A 17,794-nucleotide genomic window follows, 5' to 3' on the forward strand; every position below is an offset into this window, starting at 1 on the left:
CCGAGGGTGGTGGTGTGAGACGATCTACCCAACGGGAGGCCGGCGACCAGCCGGCCTCGGCCAAGAACCGGGTCGAGGAGCTCCTCGAACGGATGACCGTGGAGGAGAAGGCCGCGCAGCTGGGTTCGGTGAACGCCGACCGCGTGATCGAGGACGGCGAGGTCGACCGCGAGGCGGCGGCCGAGTGGCTCGAACACGGGATCGGTCACCTGACCCGGATCGGCGGCGAGGGGAGCCTCTCGCCGGCCGACGCGGCGCGCGTGACGAACGATCTGCAGGACCTTCTGGAGGAGGAGACTCGCCTCGGGCTCCCGGCGATCCCCCACGAGGAGTGTCTGAGCGGCTATATGGGTCCGGAGGCGACGACGTTCCCCCAGATGATCGGGATGGCGAGCACGTGGAACCCGGAGCTGCTCGAGGACGTCACCGAAACGATCCGCGGCGAGCTCCAGGCGCTCGGGACGACCCACGCGCTCTCGCCGGTGCTCGACGTGGCCCGCGACCTCCGCTGGGGGCGCGTCGAGGAGACGTTCGGCGAGGACCCGCTGCTGGTCGCGTCGATGGCCTGCGCGTACGTCTCGGGGCTGCAGGGCGAGGGCCGCTCCGATGGGATCTCGGCCACGCTGAAACACTTCGTCGGCCACGGGGCCACGGATGGAGGAAAGAACCGCTCCTCGCTCAACGTCGGCCCCCGGGAGCTCCGGGAGGTCCACCTGTTCCCCTACGAGGCGGCGATCAGCGAGGCCAACGCCGAGTCGGTGATGAACGCCTATCACGACATCGACGGGATCCCGTGTGCCAGCTCCGAGTGGCTGCTCACCGACGTTCTCAGGGGCGAGTTCGGCTTCGACGGCACCGTCGTCTCCGACTACTACAGCGTCAGGCATCTGGTGACCGAACACGGAACCGCGAACACCAAGCCCGAGGCCGCGACCCAGGCATTAGAGGCCGGCCTCGACGTTGAGCTGCCCTACACCGACTACTACGGCGAGTTCCTCGTCGAGGCCGTCGAGAACGGCGACCTCTCGGAGGCGACCCTCGACGAGTCCGTCCGCCGGGTGCTCCGCGAGAAGGCCCGCAAGGGCGTCCTCGACGACCCGACCGTCGACGCCGAGGCTGCCGCCGACGCGTTCCACACCGACGAGGCCGCAGAGGTCAATCGGAAAGCCGCGTGCCAGTCGATGACGCTGTTGAAGAACGAGGACGACCTCCTGCCGCTCGACGTCGACTCGGTGGCGGTCGTCGGCCCGAAGGCCGACGCGAAGAAGGAGCTGCTCGGCGATTACGCCTACGCCGCCCACTACCCCGAGGAGGAGTACGAGTCCGATGCCACGACCCCGCTTTCGGCGCTCGAATCGCGCGACGGGCTCGACGTGCACTACGAAGAGGGCTGTACGATCTCCGGACCCTCGACCGAGGGGTTCGATTCGGCCGTCGACGCCGCGAGCGACGCGGACGTGACGCTCGCGTTCGTCGGCGCCCGCTCGGCGGTCGACTTCTCGGACGTCGACGCCGAGAAGGAGAACAAACTGAGCGTGCCGACCAGCGGCGAGGGCTGTGACGTCACCGACCTCGGCCTCCCCGGCGTGCAGGAGGAGCTGGTCGATCAGCTCCTCGAAACCGACACGCCCGTGGTCGTCGTGGTCGTCAGCGGCAAGCCCCACTCGATCGAGGAAATCGCAGAGGAGGCACCAGCAGTGTTGTACGCCTGGCTGCCCGGCGACGAGGGCGGGCCCGCCATCGCGGACGTCCTCCTCGGCGAGCACAACCCCGGCGGCCGGCTGCCCGTCTCGCTGCCGAAATCCGTCGGCCAGCTCCCCGTCTACTACAACCGGAAGGCCAACACCGCGAACAAGGGCTACGTCTACACCGACAGCGAGCCCGTCTACCCCTTCGGCCACGGGTTGAGCTACACCGAGTTCGAGTACGCAGACCTCGAGCTCTCCGAGGAAAGCGTCCCGCCGCTCGGCACCCTTACCGCGAGCGTCACCGTAACGAACACGGGCGAGCGGGCCGGCAGCGAGGTTGTCCAGCTCTACACCCACGCGGCGAACCCGAGCCAGGCTCGACCCGTCCAGGAGCTGACCGGCTTCGAGCGCCTCTCGCTCGATCCGGGCGAGTCCGCACGCGTCTCCTTCGAGCTTTCACCCACTCAGCTGGCCTTCCACGACGAGTCGATGGACCTCGCCGTCGAGGAGGGCCCCTACGAGGTCAGGATCGGCCGCTCGGCGAGCGATATCGTGGCAAGCGAGGAACTGGAGGTGAGTGCGTCGAAAGTCGTGCCGAAGACGGCCCGGCGATACTTCGCCGAGACGACCGTCGAGAGCGAGTAGGCCGAACGGAGTTCCTTTAGATCTCGACCCGTTCGCCGCTCTCGGCGCTCTCGTAGACGGCCGCGAGCGTCCGCATGTCGACCAGTCCGTGTTCGGGCATCCCCTCCGGCTCGCGACCCGCGAGCAGGCAGTCCGCGAAGTAGTCGAACTCCTCCTCCATCTGGTCGACCCCCGGGGTGTCGACCTCGACGGTCGTGTTCCCGACCGTCAGTTCGAGGTCGCTCTCGCCGTGGAAGGCGGGCTCGATCAGGATCGTCCCCTCGCTGCCGGTGATCCGGAGGTGGCTGCTCATGTGGGCGTTCTGGCTCGCGGTACAGGTCGCGTAGACGTCGTCCTCGAGGGCGACGGTGAAGGCCGCGACCTCGTCGGGGACCTCCGAGAAGTACTCGTGGTCGCTGTGCATGGTCGACTGTGCGGCGACCGGGTCGCGATCGAGGACGAACCGGGTCGTGTTGATCGAGTAGATCCCCAGGTCCATCACGCTCGTCCCGTAGCCCGCGAGCTCGGGGTCGAGGCGCCACTGGTCGGCCCCCCAGCCGACGATCCCCTGGGACATGTCGCCATGGACGTGGACCGGTTCGCCGATCGCGCCGGCCCGCACCAGCTCCCGGGCCCGCCTGATGGTCGGCTCGGTGTGCATCCGGTAGGCGACCATCGCCGTGGCGTCGCCCTCACGGCAGGCCTCGACGATCGCCTCGCTCCGCTCGACCGACGCCTCCATGGGCTTCTCACAGAGGACGGCCTTCCCGCGCTCGGCGGCCGCCTCGACGTGTTCGAGGTGTTTCGCGTTCGGGGTGCAGACGTAGACCGCGTCGTAGGCGTCGCTCGCCTCACCGTCCTGAAACTCCTCGTAGGTCAGCCCGGCCTCGACGGTCTCATGTTCGTTCACCACCTCCTCTGCCTTCTCCGCCGAGCCGCTGACGACGACCGTCGTCTCGCAGAACGTCGACTCCTCGACGGCCGGCATCGCCTCGTCACGGGTCCACCAGCCCAACCCGACCATCGCGAACCGGACCGGGCCCTCCTCCTCGTCCGATTCCTGCCAGTCGCGGTGTGAGAACGAGTCGAGATACGAGCGGACGTCGTCTGGTTCCATGTGCCTCGGTTGCGCGAGCGAGCTAATAAATCACGGTGATGGCCGGCGTCGGGGATGGCACTTCCCGAAACCTACGCGAAGGCCTCCGACTCCTCGAGCACCGCCGATCCCTCGAGATCCCAGCCCTCGAGATAGCCTTCCTCGGCGACGATCAGCTCCGCGAACATTTCGCGGGCGTCCTCCGTCCCGAGGGTACGGACCTGCTGATCGATGAGAAAGCCCTCGAACGCCGCGTCGACGTCGCCGGTTCGGGAGGCCTCTATGACCGTCTCGATCGTGTCGACGTGTCCTCGAATCAGGCTCTCGACGGGCCGGGGAAAGCCGCCCGCGGCGATCGGTTTCACCTCGCCGGCCCGGATCAGCGCGTTGGTCTCGACGACGGCGTCCTCCTGGAGGCCGTCGACCTGGCCGACGTTCGGGAGGTTGACGTTCGTGGTGTAGGTCCCCTCGCCGACGAGCGCGCGCAGGATGTCGACGAACGTCTCGTTTGACTCGGTGAGCTCGAACTCTTTTTCTCCCTCCAGCCACGCCTCGACGTCGGTGGTCTGGTCGGACTCGGCGGGCGTCCAGTGTTTCGCGCGGTAGTCGCTGCCCGTGCGTTTGACCCCCCAACGGTTGAGCTCCTCCCGACCGCCCTGCATGAACCAGGTCGCGTACTCGATCAGGTGGCGGTCGCCCGCGGCGGGCAGGACGCCGAACCGGCGAAAGAGCTCCCAGGTCACCTGCCAGTTGTCGACGAAGACGCTCTCGCCCTCGATCTCCTCGGGCGTGAACCGCCGGTGGCCGTGTTCGCTATCGCGGAGCTCCTCGAGGACCGGCCAGAGATCGACGCCCTGACAGCGCGCCTCGTCGACCCACGTGAAGTGGTTGATCCCCTTGACGTTGACCGAGACGTCCGATCGCTCGGCGTCCATGTCGAGCTCCTCGCGGGCGTAGCGCGCCAGCCGGTGGCGCGTGCCGAGCACCTCGTGACAGAGGCCGATGGCGTTGATCCCGGGGTACTCGTCGTAGAGCGCGCGGGTGACGAAGTGGACCGGGTTGGTGTAGTTGAACACCCACGCATCGGGACAGTGCTCGGCGATCGCCGCGGCGAACTCGCGGTACTGGGGGATCGTCCGCATCGCCCGGAGGATCCCGCCGGGACCGATCGTCGCCGCGACCGCCCCGTAGATGCCGTACTCCTTCGGGACGTCCAGATCGTGGACGAACGTCTCGGCGGGGTCGTACTGCGTGGAGATGATGACGACGTCGGCCCCCGTGAGCGTCGTCTCGAGGGTATCCGTCGCCTCGTAGCTCCATTCAGCGACCGCACCGTCCTGCTCTTGGACCCAGTTCCCGAAGCGGGCGTTCCGCTCGGCACTCTCCGGATGGGCGTCGTAGAGCCGGACCTCGCCGTCGAGCTCCGACTGCGCGAGGTCCTGGATGAGGTTCGGCGCCCACTGGCGGCTGCCGCCGCCGATGTAGGCGATGGTCACGTGATCCGAACTGGGCGCTGTCCGCACCTGTGTCGAGGCGAGTGTCATCGACTATCACTCACGCCCGGCCGGTAAATAAGTACGGGCCGCGGTAGTCCGCAGGGGAGAGTCCCGGCGGCCGGGATTCCACAAGAGTTTTCGTAGCACGATTGAACGGGGGAGTATGGCACACCAGTCGGAGTGTACGGTCAGCGTCGCGGACAAGTCGGCGGTCGTGATCGGCGGCTCGACCGGGATCGGCCGGGCGATCGCCCGCAGCTTCGCCGAGGAGGGCGCTGACGTCATCGCGACCAGCCGCAGCGAGGAAAACGTCGAGGACGCCACCGAGGAGCTGCGCTCGCTCGGCGCGACGACCACCGCCGTCACCTGCGACGTCCGTGACGACGACTCCATCGAGAACCTGTGGGAGGTCGCCGAGGAGACGCTGGGCGGCGTCGACGTGCTCGTCAACTCGGCGGGCTCGGTCGCGCGCGCGCCGGTGACGGAGATGACCGACGAGCAGTGGGCCCAGGACATCGACGTCTGTCTGACCGGCGTCTTCAGGGCCTGTCGGGCCTTCGGGCAGGGGATGAACGAGGGCGGGAGCATCGTCAACATCTCCTCGATGTCCGCGGGTCAGGCCCGCGAGAACCGCGGGGCGTACTGTGCGGCCAAAAGCGGCGTGAACGGGCTGACCCGCGCGGCCGCCGCCGACCTCGCGCCCGAGATCCGCGTCAACGCGATCGCCCCCGGGTTCGTCAAGACGGAGATGGCCGGCGGCGCGTTCGACGAGGGCACCGAGACCCGGGAGGCGATCGACGAACGCACGCCGATGGAGCGGGTCGCGACGCCCGACGAGATCGCCGGCGCGGCGGTCTACCTCGCGAGCGACGCCGCCTCCTTCACCACGGGTGAGATCATCACGATCGACGGCGCCTACGACGACAGCGCGTTCTAACTCCGGTGTTCCGTTCGCAGGGTGGCGGGTGACCCGGTATCGTTATATCCGCCGGCGAGAGTCGATCGGTATGGCAGAGCGCCCACCAGAAGCGAGTACCGAGCGGTTCGACGAGCTCCCGATGCGCGTCGGCCTCGGGCAGTTCATGCAGCCGACGCGCGAACGCCTCCGGTACATCTCCCAGCTCGGCGTCGAGCACGTTCTGTTGAACATGTACGCGACGCCGCTTCTGAGCGACACGGAGGTCCCGCTCACCGGCGAGAAGGAGTGGGCGTTCGACGAGCTCGTCCAGCTGCGGAACCGGGTGGAGGACGCCGGCCTCAGGCTGAACGCGATCGAGAACATTCCGATCAGTTTCTACGATGACGTGATGCTCGGCGGGCCGGGACGCGACGAGCAGCTCGAGCACGTCAAGAACACGATCCGCAACATGGGTCGGGCGGGGATTCCCGTGCTCGGCTACCACTGGTCGCCCAGCGGCGTCTGGCGCACCTCGACCTCCCGCAGAGTGCGCGGCGGGGCCGAATCGACGGGGCTGGACGCCGCGGAGCTTGAGAACGCGCCCCTGAGCCACGGCCGCGAGTACACCGAGGAGGAGCTCTGGAAGAACTACGAACGCTTTCTGGAGGCAGTGCTCCCGGTCGCCGAGGAGGCAGATGTGACCCTCGCGCTCCATCCGAACGACCCGCCGCTCGAGCGCGTCGCCGGGATGCCGTTCCTGTTCCGGGACTTCGAGAGCTTCCGGCGCGCGATGGAGCTCGTTCCGAGCGAGAACCACGGCCTCGAGTTCTGTCTCGGCACCTGGGCCGAGATGGGCGAGGACCTCTTCGAGGCCATCGAGCACTTCGGCGGGCGCGACGAGCTGGTCTACGTCCACTTCCGGAACGTCGAGGGGACGATCCCCTCCTTCACGGAGACGTTCATCGACGAGGGCGACTACGACCCGTACGCGATCCTCGAAGCGCTCGACGAGGCCGGCTTCTCCGGGATGATGATTCCCGATCACGTCCCGCGCCTGGAGGGCGACGACGACTGGAAGGACCGCGGGCGGGCCTACACGGTCGGCTACATGAAGGGGATGCTCCGCGGGATCCGCTGACGACCCTTCCGCTCCGAACCCTCGATACACCATCCCTCCATCGAAACGATGGGTGCTCGAGTGAACTCTTACCCGGACATACAGAACGAAGTTCTGCCGATCCCATTCTCGACGCGCTACGCTCTACCCACACCGACGGCCCGTGCATTACAAACGCACGTTTGTCAGTCCACGGAGTCGCTACCGGAACCCCAGTGAGCGTCCGGTAACAAACCTCCGGAGACACGGGGACGTGCGAGGGGTAACGGATCGAACGTGTCCGGTCGGTTCCGGTCTCGGAACCGCGTTCTATACTGCAGAACGACCGGGGGGAAGGAAACGAGGGTTCGAGAGTGGAGTCGTCGCGACGGGACCGTGCTATCCGTCGAGGTTCCCCTTCGAGTCCCAGATGTCGGTCACGAGGTCGGCGAACACCCGCGTTCGAGCGCGGGCGCCCTCGCTCGCCTCCTCGTCGGGCGGGCTCCGCTTCACGTCCTCGACGAAGGCGTCCGTGTACTCCCACTGCTCGAGCTCCTGGCGGACGTCGAGCGTGATCGTGTCGTCGGCGTCGGTCGCCAACCAGGAGACCGCGCTCTGTCGGGAGGTGTACTCGAGCGTGTACGTCTCCCCGCCGATGTGTTCCACGATGGTGTCCATCGGCCCGACCTCGACCCGGTCACCCTCCCGGGCGAGGTAGAACGTCCCCCCGTCGATCCGCGCCCCGTAGCGTGCGTCGCTCATGATCCCATCACCTACGTGTGGCCCCTCGCTATATCTGTCTTCGGCTACGGTCACTTCTCGGGCCGTCGAGGCCGAAGCCGGCGATGCGTGTTCCCGATCCGAACCGACCCGACTCGAACGCCTTCGATCGTGACACCCGCTACCCTGCAAGATCAACCCCGTCGTCGGTGATCGATCGCGCTGCCCGGGGGACAGGAAATGTATGGAGCTTACAGCAGTGGCTAGTAGTCCGTTCTACACAGATGGTATTAAGTGTGGTGATACACCACACCGTGACCGCTTCGGACGGGCGTCGAACGGGGACGAGCGCGCGCCGGGCGAGGTCGGGTAGTCCGGTCCCCCGACGCCGGTCCGCTACGCCCATGAGTGCAAGCCACACCACTAAGCGCCCCGCCGGGATCGTGCTAGACGGGATCAGCATGTCCGATGACAGCACGCGGACCGACGAGACGAGGATGACGACCGATCACGGGACGATCAGGAACTGGATCGAGAGCAACGACCTGGCCGTCGCACGGACGGCCGAGACGGCCCGGAACCGGTCGGGCGGTCTCACCGTCGTCACCGAAGGGCGGACCGACGACTCGATCAAGGAGGTCTCCTGGGACGAGTTCTTCGAGACCTTCGAGGACGAGGGGCTGGCCTTCGTCTATCGGACGGAGACGATGGGCCCCGAGGAGCAGCTCTACTACGAGTTCGTCCCCCGCGAGGACGCGGAGGGCGCCACCGACGGGACGAGCACGACCGAGGCCACGGGGCTCGATACCCTCGCGAAACTGGAGGGAAGGACGACCGGCGCGGAGTCGCCGACGGGTGAGGAGCCGTTGGGCGCCGGCGAGGTCGACGAAGAGGAGATCGTCGCGGGCGAAACGACGAACCGGCGGGAGACGCAGGACGACGGACTCGGCGAGGGAACGGATCCCGTTGGCGAGGACGTACCCGAAACCGAGCCGAGTGATGAGGAACCGGGCGACGGGAACGACACGTCGACTGCCGAGGAGTCCGACGGGGACGAAGCGGCCGGAATCGAGGGCGACGACGCCGATCCGTCGGGCAACGAAGCAACGGAGCAACGGGAGAGGGACGAGGACGATAGCTGATCGGCGATCGCCTCGACGGATCGTATGAAGGCGATCTCACGCTCGAAAGGCACCCCGTCGAGCCTCCAGGGGACCTACTCAGCTAGGTGGCTCATCATCATCTCGGCGCTCGAGCGGTTCGTCGCGACCGGGACGTCGTGAACGTCACAGACCCGCAACAAGGCCATGATGTCCGGCTCGTGTGGCTTTGCGGTCAGCGGGTCACGGAGGAATATCACGCCGTCGCAGTCGCCCGTAGCGACCGCCGCCCCGACCATCATGTCGCCGCCGTGTGATCCCGATTCGACCCGTTCGACCCCGAGTCCGGTCTCCTCCTCGAGCCGTTCGCCGGTCGAACCGGTCGCCAGACAGTCGAACCCGTCGAGTAGCTCGATGTGTTCGTCGACGAGGTCGATCAGGGCGGCCTTCCGTTCGTCATGAGCGATGAATGCGATGCGCATCGTCCGTTCGTTCGGGATTGGCGGACGTCAATCCACCCGTTGCACCGATCGGGTTCACGGCCGTCCGTCAAGCCACACGTCCGACGGCCTTCGAAACGACGCGCAGGTACAGTGGGAGTACCGAGCACCCGAACAGTCCCCCGTCCCGTTCTCGTTACCAGCCGAAATCCACGGGGCGGCAACACGACCGGGGGAGCGTCGGAGACCTACCCCGACTGCCGGATCTCCCGCCGAACCCGTTCGACCACGTCATCGATGTCGCCCGTGTTCTCGACCGAGATCACGGTGGTTCGAGTCGCCAGCAGATCGCACACCCGGGCACAGCTCTCCCGGTGGTGCCTCTGGAGCTCGGCGGGGTCGTCCGGTCCCCACTCGTTGGTGACGACCCTCCCGCGGCGGCGCTGTCGCTCGAGACAGACGTCGTCGGGGGCCTCGACGTGGATCAGTACGTCGGGAACCGGCACGGCGTCGAAGTACTCCTCGAGGGAGAACGAGTCGGCTGGCCGCCGCCACAGAACGGAGACGGCCCGCTGGACGAACCCCTCGTCCAGACAGAGGGCCTCGTCGTCCCCGATGGCAGTCATACCCAGCTGGTACTGCTCGGCGATCGGCTGACAGAGGGGGCGTATCCGCTCCGCGTCGTGGGCCACGGCCGCCTCGGCGACCGACAGGAGATGCGGGAAGTCGGGGTAGTTCTCGAGGAACTCCGACAGCGCGCGGTATCTGAGTCGGTACTCAAGGAACTCGCTCTCGACGACCGAGCGGGGACGCGAGGGCATCGCCTGGTACGCTATCCGCCCTTTGAGGCCCGACCGCTTCCGGAAGACGGTGCCGATAGCCTCGTCCGTGTCGCCCCCGAAGAGACCGGGGTCCTCCGTCAGCGCCGCGTGGATCACCGATTTCCCGGCGCCGGGCGGGCCGACGAACTCGATATGGACCGCGTCCGCACCCCCTGGTTCCCGAGCCGACGATCCGCTCTCGGCAGGGGGACGGACCATCGAACCCGCCGACGCATCGGCGGCTCCGGCCGATCGGTGCCGTTGGAACGGGACGGCCGCGGACAACACGACCACCCCGCCACCCAACCCCCCGACGAGGAACAGCCGTCCCGGCTCGCCGACGGGCGTCCCGGTGAGGTGCTGGAGGGCGACGTACCCGCCGACGAACACGTCTATGAGGAGGGCCCCACAGAGCACACCGCCGGCGACGACCCAGCGACCGGCCCGGTTCAGGGGCCGCGTCGAGAGCCAGTGTCCCGCATAGAGGATGATCGCCGCCGGCACGACGATCAGCGCGAGCTCGAGGAGCCAGATCGTCATCGGTTCCGGGTGGACGGCCTGGTAGACGACCCCGATCAGTCCGAGGCCGAGTGCGAAGGCCAGCAGGACCCCTGACGGCGCATCGTATCGGGTCGCCGTCCGTTCGAGGCTGTCCGTTGCCACGCCAGGCGTTCGGCGTCGAGGTATAAAAACCCGAGCGATGCAGTAGCCAGGGTGCCGGACGGTCGCCGAGAAAACGTTCCGGAAGGTGATACGAAACGTCTCGGTAGGTTTAATTCGAAACCCCCTCATGCAGGGATATGGGTGTCCGAAACGAGTTCTGGGCGATCTATCGGGAAGCGCTTCCGGTGTTGCTGGTCGCGCTCGGCGGCGGCCTCTTCGCCGGGCTAGTGCTCGAGGAGATCCTAGAGAGCGTCGAGCGCTTCCCGGGCCTGCTCGTGATGGTACCGGTGTTCTTAGCCACGCGAGGGAACGTCTACGGCGCGCTCGGCGGGCGGATCGCGAGCGGCCTCCATCAAGGGCTGATCGAGCCGCGGTTCGAGCGCGACGAGCGCCTCGTCAACGCCGTCGTCGCCTCCTTCATCAACGGGATCGGCATCTCCGTCGTGATCGGCGTCATCACGTGGCTCGCGCTTCTGGTGCTGGGCTGGGAGTCCGCCGCGCTCTACGAGTTCGTCGGGATCATGCTGATCGCCGGCACGCTGACCTCGATCGTCATGATCGTCGGGCTGCTGGTGTTGATCTTCGCGGGCTACGAGTACGGCTACGATCCCGACAACCTCGTCGGCCCGGCGGTCACGACGCTCGGTGACATCTTCGGCATGCTCTTTCTCCTGCTCTCGGTGGGCCTCGTCGAGGTGATCCTCTGATGGTCGTCCCACAGGGCTCGCTCGGGACGTGGGAGACCAGTAGCATCGTCGGGAACATGTTCCCCCTACTGGTGGTGCTCTCGATCATCGTCCTCTGGGCCGGCATCACCCTCGAGGACGCCGAGGAGCTGCTCGAACAGTACGGCATCCTCGCGGTGATGGTCCCGACGATGGTCGACATGGGCGGGAACCTCGGGGCGATCCTCTCCTCGCGCCTCTCCTCACGTCTGCACCTCGGGACGACGGAGTTCGACCCCCGCGATCGGGTGCTGTGGGCGAACGTCGCCGCGGTCCTCGCGCTCGCGGCGACGATCTTCACCGCGCTCGCCGTCGGCGCATACCTGCTGGGGGCGTTCCTGGGAATCGGACTGCCGCTGACCACCCTGCTGATCATCTCGCTGATCAGCGGGATGTCCGTCGCCGTGATCGCGGTCGTCTTCAGCTTCGCGGCGACCTACGCCTCCTACCGGCTGGGGGTCGACCCCGACGACACCACGATCCCGATCGTCACGAACGTCGTCGACGTCTTCGGGATGGTCATCTTCATCGGCGTCTCGGCGCTCGTGCTCGGCTTCTGAGTCGTGGACCGAGGAATCATCGGGTGTGACGGGTGGCTCGCTACCCGGTCAGCACTTCGAGCCTCGCGCCGCCCGCCTCGCCCTCCTCGATCGCGAGCTCCCAGCCGTGCGCGTCGACGATGTCTCGGATGACCTTGAACCCGAAGCGGACGTCGCCCTCCGAGGGGTCCCCCTCGAGGAACCGCTCGCGGTGGTCGGGGTCGATCCCGGGGCCGTCGTCCTCGACGTAGAACCCTCCGTCGATCGCCCCGACGCGGACGGTGACGCCCGGTCCGCCGTGTTCAACGCTGTTTCGGAACGCGTTCTCGAACAGCCGCTGGAGCCACCCGAGCTCGGCGGTTATCTCCCGGTCGGTCTCGATCCGAAGCGAGGCGTCCTCCGTCTCGACCGAGGACCACGCCTCGCGCGCCAGCCGGGCGATCGTCCCCTCCTCGAACTCGTCGAACCCCTGTCCGGTCCGCGCGAGCGCGAGCAGGCCCTCGACGATCGTCACCACCCGTTCGATGCTGTTCTCGACGGGCGTGAGGTGCTCCATGTCGCCCGTCTCGCGCACGAGCTTCGCGTACTCCGATGCGATGTTGAGCGGGTTCCGGAGGTCGTGCGCCAGGACGCCGGCGAACTCCTCCAGCCGCTCGTTTTTCGCCTGTATCTGTCGTTCGCGGCCGACTCTGTCCAGCGTGCTCTGGATCATCCCGCCGAGGATCGTCGCGAACTTGCGGTCGTGGTCGTCGAACGCGCGGGGTTCGGTCGAGCCGGCGAGCAGCACCCCGTACTCGCCGACCGGGACGGCGATCTCGCTCTCGATGGCGCTGTCGGGGTTGTGGGCGTCGGGATCGGCGCCGACGTCCTCGACCATCCGCACCTCGCCGGTCGCGTACGCCCGCCAGGCGATCCCCGACCCGCGCTCGATCGCCGCCGGGTCCCCGAGCAGGTCGGTCGTCTCCTCGGTCGTCACGACCGGCCGGAGCACGCCCTCCTGCTTCTCGTGCTCCAGGAGGGCCGTGACCGGGAGATTGAGGGCGGAGTTCGCGGTGGAGACGGCGACCGAGCCGATCTCCTCGGTCGTCCGACACTCAAGCAGTCGGGGCCCGGCCTCGGCCAGCGCCCGCATGCTCTCCTCGTGTTTCTTCTGTTCGGTGATCTCGGTGGCGATCCCGTAGATTGCGTACGGCTCGCAGTCGCCGTCGAACAGGGGGACCCGCGTGTTCAGGTAGACCCGGCGCTCGCCATCGAACTCGAGCTCCTCGACGTGCTCGACCGGCTCCTCGCGCCGGAAGGCCTCGTTGTCCATCGCTTCGATCCGTTCGGCGTTCGCGTCCGGGTGGACGTCCCCTGTCCGCTTGCCGAGCGCCTCCTCCCGGGAGTGACCGACGACGCGCTCGAAGGCCGGGTTGACGTACTGGTATCGCCCCTCCGAGTCCTTCATGTAGATCACCGCCGGCGTGTTCTCGAGGATCGCCCGCAGGTGATCGCGCGTCCTGTTCAGCTCGTCGGTCCGCTCCTTGCGGTCCGTGATGTCGGTCGTGACGCCGACGACCTCGGAGACCTCGCCCGAAGGGGTATGCACCGGGAAGATCCGGGTCTCGACCCACCGACACTCGCCGTCGGGCCTGAGGACGCGGTGATCGAACCGGATCGACTCCCCGTTCCGGACGCGCTCGTCCCGACCCGCCATGACCTCCGCGACCCGAGCGCGGTCCTCGGGGTGGACCCACTCGAGGATCACCGTGGGATCCTCCAGGACCTCCGCGACGGGACGCCCGTAGATCCCCTCGAACCCGGAGCTCATGTAGTCGAACCCGGACTCGCCGCCCGACCACACGGCGACGTCGTCGAACTGGTCGACGAAATCGCGGAAGTCGGCGCGCTCGACCAGCTTCTGCTCGGACGTGTGATCCATCCGGGTACATACTGTATTCATACTGACATAACGTTGTCGGGTACGACCGACCCGGTAACACTCACGTCAGCGCGAACTCAAGTCCCCGGGGCCCGTAGCGACCGACGATGGCAGATCCCACGCCCACGCCGGGCATCCACCACGTGACCTGTGTCGCCGGCGACCCACAGCGAAACGTCGACTTCTGGGTCGAGACGCTCGGCCTCCGGCTCGTCAAGCGCTCGATCAACCAGGACGACCCGAGCACGTACCACTTCTTCTTCGCGGACGCCGAGGGAACGCCCGGGACGAGCATGACGTTCTTCCCCTGGGCGGACCTCCCGCCGGGGTCGGTCGGCGCCGGGCAGGTCTCCCGGACCGCCTTCCGCGTCCCCGAGGGGAGCCTCGGGTACTGGGAGGAGCGCTTCGAGGAGTACGGCGTCGACTACGACGACCGCATCGAGCGGTTCGGGGAGACCGTCCTCCCGTTTCGCGACCCCGACGGGCTGCCGGTCGAGCTGGTCGAGGTCGAGGTCCCCGCGGACGATCCCACGGTCCCCTGGACGGAGTTCGTCCCCGAGGAGGCCGCGATCCGCGGGTTCCATTCGGTGACGCTCGCGCTTTCGGACCCCGGTCCCACCGAGGAGCTGCTGGGGACGATGGGACTGGAGGAGGTCGGCTCCGAGCAGGACGCAGGCGGCGAGCGGACCCGGTTCGCCGCCTCCGGGCCCGTGGGGAAGTACGTCGACGTGCTCCCGACCGCCCGGAACGGGCAACAGGGCCACGGCACGGTCCATCACGTCGCCTTCCAGACGCCGAGCGACGAGGAGCAGGAGGCGATGCGGAGCGCCGTCCAGTCGGCAGGGCTGCGCCCGACCCAGCAGATCGACCGCCACTGGTTTCGCTCGGTCTACTTCCGGGAGTTCGGCGGGATCCTCTTCGAGCTCGCCACGAGCGGGCCGGGGTACACGAGCGACGAACCCCTGGAGGAGCTCGGCGAGCGGCTCGTGCTTCCCGGACGATTCGAGAGCCGGCGCCAGCGGATCGAGGCGGGGCTCCCCGATATAGAAATACCGCGCCCCGAGTCGGCCGGAGCCGGCGAGTAGCGGGTTCCGCGCGCGTTCGGACGGGGTCGGACGAGGTGGACCGGCGGAGCTGCCCGTGATTTATACACCCGGTCACTGCATGGCCAACGGTTTCACCGGGGGAACCGATATCTCCGGAAATGGCACTGGGTAGCATACGACAAGTATGGGGTCGATACCGATCGATACCGATCGTCTACCGGATCGGGGCGGCGTTCTTCCTCGGTTCGATCGTCGGCCTGGCGGTCGGCGAGCCGGTGACCGTCCTCGAGCCGCTCGGCGACCTGTTCGTGCGGCTGCTCGAGATGATCGTCGTTCCGATCATCGTCTTCACCCTGCTGATGGGTATCAGGGAGCTCTCGCCCGCGTCGCTCGGCAAGATCGGCGGCCAGGTCGTGGCGATCTACGCGGTCACCTCGATGATCGCGGTGACGATCGGGCTGGTCATCGCGAACGTCATCCAGCCGGGGGAGGGGCTGACGCTGACGGACGCGGAGTTCGAGGCCGACGAGGCGCCCAGCTTTCTAGAGGTGTTCCTCGGGATCGTCCCCGAGAACCCGATCGAGGCGATGGCGACCGGCGACATCCTGGCGACGATCTTCTTCGTGATCGTCTTCGGGCTCGCGCTCGTGTTGCTGCGCGAGGGCACCGACGAGCAGAGCGTCGCGGAGGGCGTCGAAACGTTCTTCAATATGGCCGAGGCCGGATCGAAGGCGCTGTTCAAGGTCGTCTGGGGGATCATGGAGTACGGCGTGATCGGCATCTTCGCGCTCATGGCCGTCGCGTTCGCCGAGGCCGGGGTCGAGGTGTTCAGCACGTTCGCCATGCTGGCGCTGACGCTGCTGATCGCCGTCGCGATCCACGTCACGGTCGTCTATCTCGGTGTGATGATCCTCGTGTTGACCCAGCAGTCGCCGATCGCCTTCCTCGTCGGGATCAAGGACGCGCTGATGACGGCGCTGAGCATCAGTTCCTCGAGCGCGACGCTGCCGGTCTCGATGTCGAACGCCGACGACAACCTCCACGTCAACGAGGGGATCTACAGCTTCTCGCTCCCGCTCGGCGCGACGATCAACATGGACGGGACGGGGATGTATCTGGGGATCGTCGCGGTCTTCGCGGCGAACGTCGTCGGCGCCTCGCTCACCATCACCGAACAGGTCGTCGTCGTCGCGATCGCGGTGCTCGCGGGGATCGGAACGGCGGGCGTCCCGAGCGCGGGCCTGATCCTGATGACGCTCGTGCTCACCCAGGTGGGGCTACCGGTCGCGGTCGTCGGCTTCATCGCGGGGATCGACCCGCTGCTCGACCGGCTTCGCACCATGACCAACGTCACCGGCGACCTGGCGGTCGCGACGCTCGTGGCCCACTGGAACGGTGCGGTCGACTTCGACCGCGGCGTCTGGGCGAGCGGCGACGGGACCCCGGCGGTCGCGCCGAGCGACGACTGACCCGCCGTCCCCATCGCCCGGGCGTCTCCCGGCCGTTCGGGGCCCTCGGCGCGTGCCGACCGGCCGAGAAGACATTTAATTCTGGTAGCAGATATATTAATATCCTCCAGGATGTATCCCCCTTCATGGATACGCGCAAGGTCCAGCGACTGGGGCCCTCGACGCTCGCGATGACACTACCTGCGGAGTGGGCGAGGGAACACGGCGTCGAGAAAGGGGACGAGGTGACGCTGCGACGCGGCAGCAAGGGCGCGCTGACCGTGATGCCCGAGTCCGCCGATCAGGAGGAGAGCGAGGCGATCATCCACGCCGACGAGCTCGACGCCCAGGCCGTCGAACGGGCGATCGTCGCCCAGTACGTCCTCGGACGCCGCATCATCCACGTCCAACAGGAGGAGGGAGCGCTCTCTTCGGACCACATCAACGCCGTCTACGAGGCAGAAACCCAGCTCATGGGGCTGGGGGTCATCGAGGAGACTCCCGAGGACATCTCGATACGCTCTTCGGCAGATCCCGAGGACTTCACGCTCGACAACCTGCTCAAACGCCTCGAGAACACCGGCAGCACGATGCGCGGCGAGGCCGTCAAGGCGCTCGCGATGGGCAATCCCGACCTCGCGCGGCGAGCGTTGAACCGCGAACGACAGGCCAACAAGATCTTCGTCCTCCTGCTTCGATTGATCTTCACCGCGTATCAGAACCCGACGCTGGCGCGGGCGGTGGGGTTAGACGACGGCTTTGCCCTGATCGGCTACCGCTCGATCGCGAAGAACCTCGAGCTCACTGCCGATAACGCCGAGGACATCGCCGAGATCGTCCTCGAATCGGAGGACCACTCGCTTGCCGTCGACAGCGCGACGATGCGCCGGATCCGGGAGTTCACCGACCAGGTCGACGAGATCACGGCGCTGGCGGTCGAGGCGGCCGTCGAACGCGATTACGACCTGACGATCCGGGTCCGCGAGCTGTTCAAGGAGATCTCGGATCGGGAGGACGAGATCCTGAGCGACCTGCCCGAGATGGACAACGAGGACCTCCTGCAGGTCCGGGAGGTGCTGGTGAGCCTCCAGCAGACCGCCCAGTTCGCCATGCGCAACGCCGAGATCGCCGCAAACCTCGCTCTCAACGAGGAAAGCGAACACGTCGCGATCGAGTGAGCGCCCCTGCGAGCCGTGCGTCCGAGGTCGGGCAGTTCGTCCTTATACCCGTATTACGCTATGGTATACACATAGGACGATAGCCGTTAGAGTTATGTTCTATCGCGATCCGTGTTATCTCATGTCATGATAACACGGCGCGGCCCGACGATACCTTGAGGCATCGACGAAAGACCACCTTGCCATGTGATCCCGTTGCGCCCGCCCGTGGCGGACCGAAACGGGCACCCTTCGACGACCCACCCCCGTGAGCGGGGTCGTCGTTCCGGCCCCAACAGATCCCCCGGACTCGATG

The 17,794-nt window shown here is 67.2% G+C and carries 15 protein-coding genes; 9 read left to right on the forward strand and 6 right to left on the reverse strand.

Annotation, left to right across the window (positions count from 1 at the left end; all coding sequences use genetic code 11):
- The first annotated feature begins 92 nt into the window (after nt 1-92).
- Nucleotides 93-2,333, forward strand: coding sequence for a glycoside hydrolase family 3 N-terminal domain-containing protein (locus WOA58_RS15640; RefSeq protein WP_340605276.1), 2,241 nt, complete (start codon nt 93-95; stop codon nt 2,331-2,333).
- A 16-nt stretch (nt 2,334-2,349) separates the two neighbouring features.
- Here WOA58_RS15640 and gfo6 read toward each other — a convergent pair whose 3' ends face one another.
- Nucleotides 2,350-3,429 carry a D-xylose 1-dehydrogenase Gfo6 gene (gene gfo6 / locus WOA58_RS15645; protein ID WP_340605205.1) on the reverse strand — a complete coding sequence of 360 codons (1,080 nt, stop codon included), beginning with the start codon at nt 3,427-3,429 and terminating at the stop codon, nt 2,350-2,352.
- A gap of 71 nt (nt 3,430-3,500) precedes the next feature.
- Entirely contained in the window at nt 3,501-4,952 is a 1,452-nt protein-coding gene (locus tag WOA58_RS15650; protein ID WP_340605206.1) for a family 4 glycosyl hydrolase, read from the reverse strand.
- A 115-nt stretch (nt 4,953-5,067) separates the two neighbouring features.
- Here WOA58_RS15650 and WOA58_RS15655 point away from each other — a divergent pair, with 115 nt between their 5' ends.
- Both WOA58_RS15655 and WOA58_RS15660 read left to right on the forward strand, forming a co-directional pair.
- A complete protein-coding gene (locus WOA58_RS15655; RefSeq protein WP_340605207.1) occupies nt 5,068-5,841 on the forward strand; it encodes an SDR family NAD(P)-dependent oxidoreductase in 774 nt (257 codons plus the stop codon).
- 70 nt (nt 5,842-5,911) lie between these two features.
- Nucleotides 5,912-6,940, forward strand: coding sequence for a mannonate dehydratase (locus WOA58_RS15660; protein WP_340605208.1), 1,029 nt, complete (start codon nt 5,912-5,914; stop codon nt 6,938-6,940).
- Between the two features lie 357 nt (nt 6,941-7,297).
- On the opposite strand, the gene WOA58_RS15665 is transcribed toward WOA58_RS15660, so the two are convergent.
- Complete coding sequence (locus WOA58_RS15665; protein ID WP_340605209.1) at nt 7,298-7,660, reverse strand: hypothetical protein; 363 nt, start codon at nt 7,658-7,660, stop codon at nt 7,298-7,300.
- Between the two features lie 362 nt (nt 7,661-8,022).
- Here WOA58_RS15665 and WOA58_RS15670 point away from each other — a divergent pair, with 362 nt between their 5' ends.
- Nucleotides 8,023-8,760, forward strand: coding sequence for an ICP22 family protein (locus WOA58_RS15670; RefSeq protein ID WP_340605210.1), 738 nt, complete (start codon nt 8,023-8,025; stop codon nt 8,758-8,760).
- Between the two features lie 74 nt (nt 8,761-8,834).
- Here WOA58_RS15670 and WOA58_RS15675 read toward each other — a convergent pair whose 3' ends face one another.
- Nucleotides 8,835-9,200: a methylglyoxal synthase gene (locus tag WOA58_RS15675; protein WP_340605211.1), complete on the reverse strand. Its 366-nt coding sequence runs from the start codon at nt 9,198-9,200 to the stop codon at nt 8,835-8,837.
- Nucleotides 9,201-9,406: 206 nt separating this feature from the next.
- Nucleotides 9,407-10,642, reverse strand: coding sequence for a hypothetical protein (locus tag WOA58_RS15680; protein ID WP_340605212.1), 1,236 nt, complete (start codon nt 10,640-10,642; stop codon nt 9,407-9,409).
- Between the two features lie 137 nt (nt 10,643-10,779).
- On the opposite strand from WOA58_RS15680, the gene WOA58_RS15685 reads away from it, so the two are divergent.
- Together WOA58_RS15685 and WOA58_RS15690 are read left to right on the forward strand one after the other, a co-directional pair.
- Nucleotides 10,780-11,349 carry a magnesium transporter gene (locus tag WOA58_RS15685; protein ID WP_340605213.1) on the forward strand — a complete coding sequence of 190 codons (570 nt, stop codon included), beginning with the start codon at nt 10,780-10,782 and terminating at the stop codon, nt 11,347-11,349.
- Nucleotides 11,349-11,927 carry a magnesium transporter gene (locus tag WOA58_RS15690; RefSeq protein WP_340605214.1) on the forward strand — a complete coding sequence of 193 codons (579 nt, stop codon included), beginning with the start codon at nt 11,349-11,351 and terminating at the stop codon, nt 11,925-11,927. The genes WOA58_RS15685 and WOA58_RS15690 overlap by 1 nt, the downstream gene beginning before the upstream one ends.
- A 40-nt stretch (nt 11,928-11,967) precedes the next feature.
- On the opposite strand, the gene WOA58_RS15695 is transcribed toward WOA58_RS15690, so the two are convergent.
- Nucleotides 11,968-13,827 carry a PAS domain-containing sensor histidine kinase gene (locus tag WOA58_RS15695; protein ID WP_340605215.1) on the reverse strand — a complete coding sequence of 620 codons (1,860 nt, stop codon included), beginning with the start codon at nt 13,825-13,827 and terminating at the stop codon, nt 11,968-11,970.
- A gap of 107 nt (nt 13,828-13,934) precedes the next feature.
- Here WOA58_RS15695 and WOA58_RS15700 point away from each other — a divergent pair, with 107 nt between their 5' ends.
- The 3 genes from WOA58_RS15700 (at nt 13,935) to WOA58_RS15710 (ending at nt 17,499) form a co-directional block, all read left to right on the forward strand.
- The gene (locus WOA58_RS15700; protein WP_340605216.1) at nt 13,935-14,912 is read left to right on the forward strand and encodes a ring-cleaving dioxygenase; all 978 of its coding nucleotides are present in this window, start codon (nt 13,935-13,937) and stop codon (nt 14,910-14,912) included.
- Nucleotides 14,913-15,031: 119 nt separating this feature from the next.
- Entirely contained in the window at nt 15,032-16,342 is a 1,311-nt protein-coding gene (locus WOA58_RS15705) for a dicarboxylate/amino acid:cation symporter (protein ID WP_340605217.1), read from the forward strand.
- Between the two features lie 125 nt (nt 16,343-16,467).
- Nucleotides 16,468-17,499 carry a phosphate uptake regulator PhoU gene (locus WOA58_RS15710; RefSeq protein ID WP_340605218.1) on the forward strand — a complete coding sequence of 344 codons (1,032 nt, stop codon included), beginning with the start codon at nt 16,468-16,470 and terminating at the stop codon, nt 17,497-17,499.
- Nucleotides 17,500-17,794: the final 295 nt, after the last annotated feature.

This window comes from Halalkalicoccus tibetensis (assembly GCF_037996645.1).
Classification (GTDB): Archaea; Halobacteriota; Halobacteria; order Halobacteriales; family Halalkalicoccaceae; genus Halalkalicoccus; species Halalkalicoccus tibetensis.

Bases quoted from the DNA above. Each gene is read 5' to 3' on its own strand.
- WOA58_RS15660 (WP_340605208.1), top strand. From the start codon at position 5,912: ATGGCAGAGCGCCCACCAGAAGCGAGTACCGAGCGGTTCGACGAGCTC.
- WOA58_RS15655 (WP_340605207.1), top strand. From the start codon at position 5,068: ATGGCACACCAGTCGGAGTGTACGGTCAGCGTCGCGGACAAGTCGGCG.
- WOA58_RS15640 (WP_340605276.1), top strand. From the start codon at position 93: ATGACCGTGGAGGAGAAGGCCGCGCAGCTGGGTTCGGTGAACGCCGAC.
- WOA58_RS15685 (WP_340605213.1), top strand. From the start codon at position 10,780: ATGGGTGTCCGAAACGAGTTCTGGGCGATCTATCGGGAAGCGCTTCCG.
- WOA58_RS15695 (WP_340605215.1), bottom strand. From the start codon at position 13,827: ATGGATCACACGTCCGAGCAGAAGCTGGTCGAGCGCGCCGACTTCCGC.
- gfo6 (WP_340605205.1), bottom strand. From the start codon at position 3,429: ATGGAACCAGACGACGTCCGCTCGTATCTCGACTCGTTCTCACACCGC.
- WOA58_RS15700 (WP_340605216.1), top strand. From the start codon at position 13,935: ATGGCAGATCCCACGCCCACGCCGGGCATCCACCACGTGACCTGTGTC.
- WOA58_RS15710 (WP_340605218.1), top strand. From the start codon at position 16,468: ATGGATACGCGCAAGGTCCAGCGACTGGGGCCCTCGACGCTCGCGATG.
- WOA58_RS15690 (WP_340605214.1), top strand. From the start codon at position 11,349: ATGGTCGTCCCACAGGGCTCGCTCGGGACGTGGGAGACCAGTAGCATC.
- WOA58_RS15705 (WP_340605217.1), top strand. From the start codon at position 15,032: ATGGCACTGGGTAGCATACGACAAGTATGGGGTCGATACCGATCGATA.
- WOA58_RS15650 (WP_340605206.1), bottom strand. From the start codon at position 4,952: ATGACACTCGCCTCGACACAGGTGCGGACAGCGCCCAGTTCGGATCAC.
- WOA58_RS15670 (WP_340605210.1), top strand. From the start codon at position 8,023: ATGAGTGCAAGCCACACCACTAAGCGCCCCGCCGGGATCGTGCTAGAC.
- WOA58_RS15665 (WP_340605209.1), bottom strand. From the start codon at position 7,660: ATGAGCGACGCACGCTACGGGGCGCGGATCGACGGGGGGACGTTCTAC.
- WOA58_RS15675 (WP_340605211.1), bottom strand. From the start codon at position 9,200: ATGCGCATCGCATTCATCGCTCATGACGAACGGAAGGCCGCCCTGATC.